Origin of the sequence: Bradyrhizobium sp. (assembly GCF_035570375.1) — a bacterium.
Classification (GTDB): Bacteria; Pseudomonadota; Alphaproteobacteria; order Rhizobiales; family Xanthobacteraceae; genus Bradyrhizobium.
This window is the reverse complement of sequence record NZ_DATMLW010000213.1, coordinates 1-6220: the sequence shown is the minus strand read 5'-3', so window position 1 is coordinate 6220 and position 6220 is coordinate 1. Positions and strand designations below refer to the sequence as shown.

The window sequence follows — 6220 nt, the reverse complement described above, 5'->3', positions numbered from 1 at the left end:
CTTTCTGCCGGGCCCTCGACTTGAAGCAGATTCATGTGGTGGGCTTCTCACTGGGCGGCATGATTGGGCAGCAGTTAGCGCTTGAGCATCCTCAACTCCTCGGCCGGCTGATCCTCTTGGGGACGGGTCCGCGTGGCGGAGAGGGCATGACCTTCACCGAACTATCGGCGGACGAGCAAGCGGACCCGGTGGCGTTTTTGTTGGCTGCGTTCTTTTCTCCCTCCCAAGCAAGCCAGGCTGCTGGACGCGGATACATCAAGCGACTTGAGTCTCGCAAGAATGATCGTGATCTTGCTGTGTCCAGAGACTCGGCCGTTGGCCAGCTTGCCGCGATCAGAGAGTGGGGAACCATACCAGCCACCGGACGTTACGCTACCTTGAAAAGCATCATACATCCGACGCTCATTGTTCACGGCAACAAAGACATCGTAGTGAAACCGATCAACGCTTTCATTCTGGCGGAGCATCTGCCAAACGCTCAGCTCATCATGTTCCCGGATTCAAGTCATGGAGCGTTTTATCAACACAGAGAAGCATTCCTGGAGCACATAAAGATCTTCTTGAGCGACGGAGATTCGGTGGTACCGGACCAGGACTCGATCAAGTCTTCTTTCGCCTAGGCAGGATAGAAAAAAGTTGTGACGAGAGTGGACAGGTGAGGAAATGACGAACGTCAATCTCAGCGAAACCGCGCCGACCCAATTCCAGGATATCGGCGGTGTGAGCCTCGCCTACCGGCATTTCGGCAAGGAAGGCGCTCCGCCGGTGGTGTGCTTACAGCATTTCACCGGCACGATGAACAATTTCGATCCGATCCACACCAAACGGTTGGCGCAAGACCGCCCGTTGATCCTGGTCGATTATCGGGGTGTCGGTCGTTCGGGTGGCGAGATGCCGGACTCGATGCCCGCTATCGCGGCCGACATCATCGCCTTCGTCAAGGCACTCGGCCTGAAGGAGATCGATCTGTTCGGTTTCTCGATCGGCGGCATGGTCGCGCAGCAGGTGGTGCTTGACGCGCCCGAACTGGTGCGGCGCATCCTCCTCGCAGGCACCGGCCCGTCGGGCGGCGAAGGCATGCAGGAATTCTCGCCCGAGGTGCTGGAAATCGTCAATCGACCGAACAGCACCCAACAGGAACGCTCGCTGGACCTATTCTTTTCGAAGAGCCCGACGAGTTACGCGGCTGGCAAGGCCTGGCTCAAGCGGATCGCCGCGCGAAAGCTGGACCGCGAACCAGAAGCGAAGCCCCAGGTCGCCGAGGCCCAGCTGGTCGCTCTTGCTAAATGGGGTGCGATCCCCGCGACAGACCGCTACGGCGATTTGAAGAAGATCAAGCAGCGCACGCTCGTCGTCAACGGCAGGAACGACATCATGGTGCCGACCATCAATTCCTACATCCTTCAGCAGCATCTACCGGATGCCCGGTTGATCCTCTACCCGGATTCCGGGCACGGCTCGCACTTCCAGTTTTCTGAAGAGTTCGCCGAAGAGGCCGCACGCTTCTTCGCCGCAGCTTGAACCTAAGGCGGCGGCCGTGCTGACGGCCGCCGCAAACAGTTTAACAGGAGCGGACAACGGCGCAATCCAGCGCGTCAGCTTGGAACGGCTGAGCCCTCATATCGCTAAGGTCACATTCTCAAACCCGCCCGCAAGGGAGCGCCACCACGCCGGCCGAAGCGCCAGTCGGCGAATCGGATGCCGCCGGATTCCCCGAATTGAGTAAGGCGGTTTCGTGCGTGTCTTGGGGCATCTCGACCGAGTTAACTTTGATAGCCCGGCTTAAACGAATAGATCTCGTCGGATGGCCTCGGCAGGTCGGCAACCCCTCCCGGAAAGAACGCCTGCGCCGCTGCGACGACGTTGAGGGACTCCCGGAGCAACTTGATCTCGCCGCCCTCAGCGACGAGACGGGCCGCAAACATGTGATCGATGCGCCGCCCGGTGGCTGCGGCCGCCGGATGTGCGATGTATTAGGCAAACACCTGATCAGGTGTCTCGATCAGGACGTGTATGTCCTCGGGCTCGAACACGAGATCCGGATAAAGCCGTTTCACCACGTCATAAAAGCCCGCGATGGCCGTGCGGCCTTTGTAGCGAGGCTCGATCCCGACCGAGAAGGAACGGCAGCTCCACGACGCCATCTTCCGCAAAGAGCGGCGCGATCTTTTCGCCGTCTGGGATTGCTGCCAAGAGCTTCAGCAGGAGTGATTTCGCGTCTTTCATTGGTTGACTCCCGTTGGGATGGATTTCAGTGACGTCGCGTCGTCACGCCTCGGCACGGCGAGAGGCCTTCGCGGCATTGGCGGCGCCCCATAGCGAACCCGGATTGATCCGGTCCGGATAAAGGGCGAGCATCCGATCGTAGAGTTCGAGAGCTGTACTTGTTTCATCATCCAGGCGAATGAAATCCTGGATGTAGCGCCGCGTTTCCTGGATGTGCCGCGGGGCATTGTCCGGCTCCATCGGGCCGTGGCCGACCACGACGGCACGCGGATTAAGCGCCTCGATCTTATCGATGGCGGTGAGCCAGTCGCGCAGCCCCTGTCGGTTTGATTCGCCGAGGTACGGATGCGTGCCATTGTAGATGGCGTCGCCCGCGATCACGAGACCGATGGAGGGCACGTGGAGGCAGGTGGTGTGGTCGGTATCGGTGTGGCCGATATCGATCGGGACAATCTCGTGACCTTCAAGGTCGAACGTCTCACCCTCCAGCCGTTCAGCGGAGACGAGGTCTGAGGGGATTTGGCCTGGGAATCGCCTGCGCCAATTCTCGACGGCTTCGGGCGCGAGCGTGGCCTGCATGGCGTCCACGACCTGTCCGGGCGTGATCGCCCGCGCCTCCGGAAAGCGGTCGCGCAGCAGCTTGAGCCCAAAGAAATGATCGGGATGGGCATGGGTGATATAGATCGTGGATAGGCGCTTGCCTGACCCGGCAATCCAATCAGCCAGTTCTCCCGTCTGCGCCTCTGAGAGGAACGTATCGACCAGCAGGGCATCCTCTTCGCCATGAATCAGCGTGGTTGTGTTCGCCACCCATTTCAGCCCGTCCTTGCCCGGCGGTGTGCCCTGCGTCGCGCTGGCGCGCCGGCGGATGAACAGTTTCCATTGCAGGGGCTCGGCTTGAGATGCCTCGGTCATTGATCTTGTTCCAGATGTTGACGGAACCAGCACACTGCCGCGGTGCTCGTGGCAGCAAACTGCTTCAGGTAAGGATCGAAATGTCCGCCGTCGATCGTGACGAGCTTCTTGGGCTCGAGTGTCTGCTCGTAGGCGTTCAGCTGGAGATCGGTCAGGGTGATGTGGTCGGCCAGGGCGACGATCATCAGCAGCGGCGTGGGGGAAACGCGGGCGATCCAAGCTCCCGGCTCGTACATCCGGGCAAGACGGCCTGAGCGTACCGTTACCTCGTTCATCCAGGCGCCCGGCGGCAGCGGCTGGAGATAGAAGGAAATGGCGTCCTTCGATCGATAGGATGCCGGCACCGACGGATCATCGCCGACCACCTGCTGGCGGCGGGGCGGCTCGCCGCGAAACTGCGCCCGCTCATCGTCATCGAAGAGGTGTTCCAGCGCGGTGACAGCATCGGGCGGCATGCGGCGTAACCCCTGCTGATAGCCGCTGATCGTCGGCACCTGCGCGACGACGGCCCGGATCCGGCGGTCGGTCGCGGCTAGGACGAGCACATGGCCACCGGCATAGCTCGTGCCCCAGACGCCGATGCGGTCCGCATCGACCTCGGGCAGGGATTCGAGGAGGGAAATGGCCCGTCGCCAGTCGGCGATCTGGTGCCAGGGGTCGATATCATGACGGATAGCGCCATCGCTTGAACCGAAGTTTCGGTGATCGTGTACGAGCACGACAAACCCGGCCTCGGCGAAGGCCCGAGCGAAACGTTCGAGCCCATGTTCCTTCACACCTGCATAGCCATGCGCCATGGAGATGGCCGGATGCGGGGCAGACCTATTCTCCGGCACGAAGAGCCAGCCGCGGAGGCGGTCGCCGCCCTCTACCTCGAATTCCACGTCGCGCCGTTCGACCATCATGCGCTCCGTGGCGAACCTATTTCAGTCGGCATCAGCGTTCCCTCGAGCGTCGAGCCACTTCCGGATATTGTCGACCGTGTCTTGGTAGAAGCGCGCATAGAGGCCGCGCGAGACGTAGCCGATATGCGGTGTCGCCAGCAGGTTCGCAAGGCTGCGAAACGGATGATCGGACGGCAGCGGCTCCTGATCAAAGACGTCGATCGCGGCGCCGGCGATTTTGCCGTTTCGCAGAGCCGCAAGCAGATCGGCCTCGACCACGATCGACCCGCGCGACGTGTTTACCAGGCGCACCGTGGGCTTCATCAGCGCAAGTTCGTCGGCGCCGACGAGTTCCCGTGTCCGGCGGCTCAGCACCAGATGAATGGTGACGATATCTGCCTGCCGGAACAGTTCCTCCTTCGTGACCAGCGCGGCGCCTGCCTTGGCGGCGCGATCGGCGGTCAGGTTCTGGCTCCAGGCGATCACCTCCATGCCGAAGGCCTTGCCGATCCGCGCCACCGGCCCGCCGATATTGCCGAGACCCAGCACGCCAAGCGTGCGCCCAGCGAGGTCGTCGCCGACAAAGCGCTGCCAGCCGCCGGCACGCAGCGAAGCGTTTTCGGCCACAAGATAGTATGCGCTCGCCAGAATGAGCGCCCAGGTCAGTTCGATCGTCGGGGTGGAGCTATAGCTGGTATGCATGACCTCAACGCCACGCTCTGCGGCGGCCTCAAGGTCGATCGAGGCATTCCGCGAGGCCGTCGAAGCGATCAGACGGAGCCTTGGCAGGCGCTCGATAATCGCGCGTGACATCGGCGTGCGCTCGCGCATCACGCATACGATGTCGAAGGATTGAAGGCGGGCGACGACAGCGTCGGGATCGGCCATGTGGTCGTTGAATACGGTGATGGCCGCGCGCTTATCAAGCCCCGACCAGTCCGCCATGGAAAGGGCGACACTCTGGTAATCGTCGAGGACGGCGACCCTGACAGGCTCGGCTCTATTCGACACGGGCTTCTCCGACGGGCATGACTTGGCGATCAATCGGGCGCGGCAGGGAACGATGGGAAAGATCCCGCCAGTCGCGGTCGAATATGCGCCAAACGGTTCTCAACGGTCGCTGCCGGTAATGAATATTGTGTTGCCAGAGAGCTTCATCATCTGGCCCTCGTCGAGTGAAGGGGGCAAATCAATCCGGGAAGCGATCGCCGAACATCGGAGTCCGCTCTTCGACTGCGCTTTCGTCGCTTCGTCCTGAAGCACATCCCAATGCTCGGCGAGCTTGCCGTCTTTCGAAGCGGACGATGACGACAGCGATCCAGGCCGCCTCCCGTCCACTCCCGGAGAAACGAGCGTGCGTGATGACGTATTCGCCCTCGGCGAGAATGAGCCGGTTCTCATAGCGCAGCGTGTCGGGCAGCGAGCGAATCTGATTGAACAGCCCGTCATGGCCGAGTTCGATATGGGCGCTGTGCTGGATATATCGGTCGGACCAGTAGCGTTCAGCCGTAGCGCAGTCCGCCTGTTGAAGAGCACGTCAAATGCTTCGAGGACAAGTGCCTTGTTTTGTTCCGGTGAAGTACGAGCCATAGCGCAGCATTCCAATATGCAGGACGCGCAACGGTAGCGCTCCGCCGTCTCGGTCCAAAGGTCGTATATGAGTCACTTTGAGACATGGTCGCGGCGGCGTCACCGCGCCGGCTGGCTCGAAAAACCTCACTGCGCCGCTGATCGATTTGGAGGCTTTTTTGACCTCACGCCAGGAGCTTCACAAATAAAGAGGCGCACCCCGCTATTAGGCTAAAGATCGCGGCCTCACCCCACTCCGACGCGCCGCTCAAAGGACGTCGCTGAATTATCGCGACGCCGAAATGCCAAGTCGAAGTCAACAAGCAAATCGCTGAAATAAATCGGAGTCCCTGTACGAGGCTTGCATTTGTGACCATCGCAAGCATTATCGCAAAGAGGAGCGCAATACCCAGTTTGCAAAGAAGCTGTTCCGCGAACGATCCGGTGGAGGGTCCCATGTTTGGCGCCCGTCATCAGCCGCCATCGCCTGCAGTTGGCGTCGGACAACGCCATTGGCTTTGTGATCGGCTTAGAATGAGGATCGTCATTCTGAGATAGCTTTCCAAGATGGAACAATTCGCAGAAATATAAGTGTCCTATAGGAATAGCGAGCCTCAGGCTCCCGA

General features: G+C 60.7%; 8 protein-coding genes. 3 read left to right on the top strand and 5 right to left on the bottom strand.

Annotated features, from left to right (window positions below; translation table 11 throughout):
• Both VNX23_RS23655 and VNX23_RS23650 read left to right on the top strand, forming a co-directional pair.
• Positions 1–620, top strand: a 620-nt coding sequence (locus tag VNX23_RS23655; RefSeq protein WP_325633995.1) for an alpha/beta hydrolase, incomplete at its 5' end; no start/stop codon positions are given.
• Positions 621–663: 43 nt separating this feature from the next.
• A complete protein-coding gene (locus VNX23_RS23650) occupies positions 664–1521 on the top strand; it encodes an alpha/beta hydrolase (protein WP_325633994.1) in 858 nt (285 codons plus the stop codon).
• A gap of 242 nt (positions 1522–1763) precedes the next feature.
• Here the strand turns inward: VNX23_RS23650 and VNX23_RS23645 are convergent, their stop codons facing one another.
• The 5 genes from VNX23_RS23645 to VNX23_RS23625 all read right to left on the bottom strand — a co-directional run bounded on the left by VNX23_RS23645 (position 1764) and on the right by VNX23_RS23625 (position 5036).
• Entirely contained in the window at positions 1764–1925 is a 162-nt protein-coding gene (locus VNX23_RS23645) for a hypothetical protein (protein WP_325633993.1), read from the bottom strand.
• A 48-nt stretch (positions 1926–1973) separates the two neighbouring features.
• Positions 1974–2144 carry a hypothetical protein gene (locus VNX23_RS23640; RefSeq protein ID WP_325633992.1) on the bottom strand — a complete coding sequence of 57 codons (171 nt, stop codon included), beginning with the start codon at positions 2142–2144 and terminating at the stop codon, positions 1974–1976.
• 124 nt (positions 2145–2268) lie between these two features.
• The gene (locus VNX23_RS23635; protein WP_325633991.1) at positions 2269–3141 is read right to left on the bottom strand and encodes an MBL fold metallo-hydrolase; all 873 of its coding nucleotides are present in this window, start codon (positions 3139–3141) and stop codon (positions 2269–2271) included.
• A complete protein-coding gene (locus VNX23_RS23630) occupies positions 3138–4043 on the bottom strand; it encodes an alpha/beta hydrolase (RefSeq protein ID WP_325633990.1) in 906 nt (301 codons plus the stop codon). Before VNX23_RS23630 ends, VNX23_RS23635 begins: the two co-directional genes overlap by 4 nt.
• A 24-nt stretch (positions 4044–4067) precedes the next feature.
• Complete coding sequence (locus VNX23_RS23625; protein WP_325633989.1) at positions 4068–5036, bottom strand: D-2-hydroxyacid dehydrogenase family protein; 969 nt, start codon at positions 5034–5036, stop codon at positions 4068–4070.
• A gap of 343 nt (positions 5037–5379) precedes the next feature.
• Between VNX23_RS23625 and VNX23_RS23620 the strand changes: the two genes are divergently transcribed.
• Complete coding sequence (locus tag VNX23_RS23620) at positions 5380–5652, top strand: hypothetical protein (RefSeq protein WP_325633988.1); 273 nt, start codon at positions 5380–5382, stop codon at positions 5650–5652.
• The last annotated feature ends 568 nt before the right edge of the window (positions 5653–6220 follow it).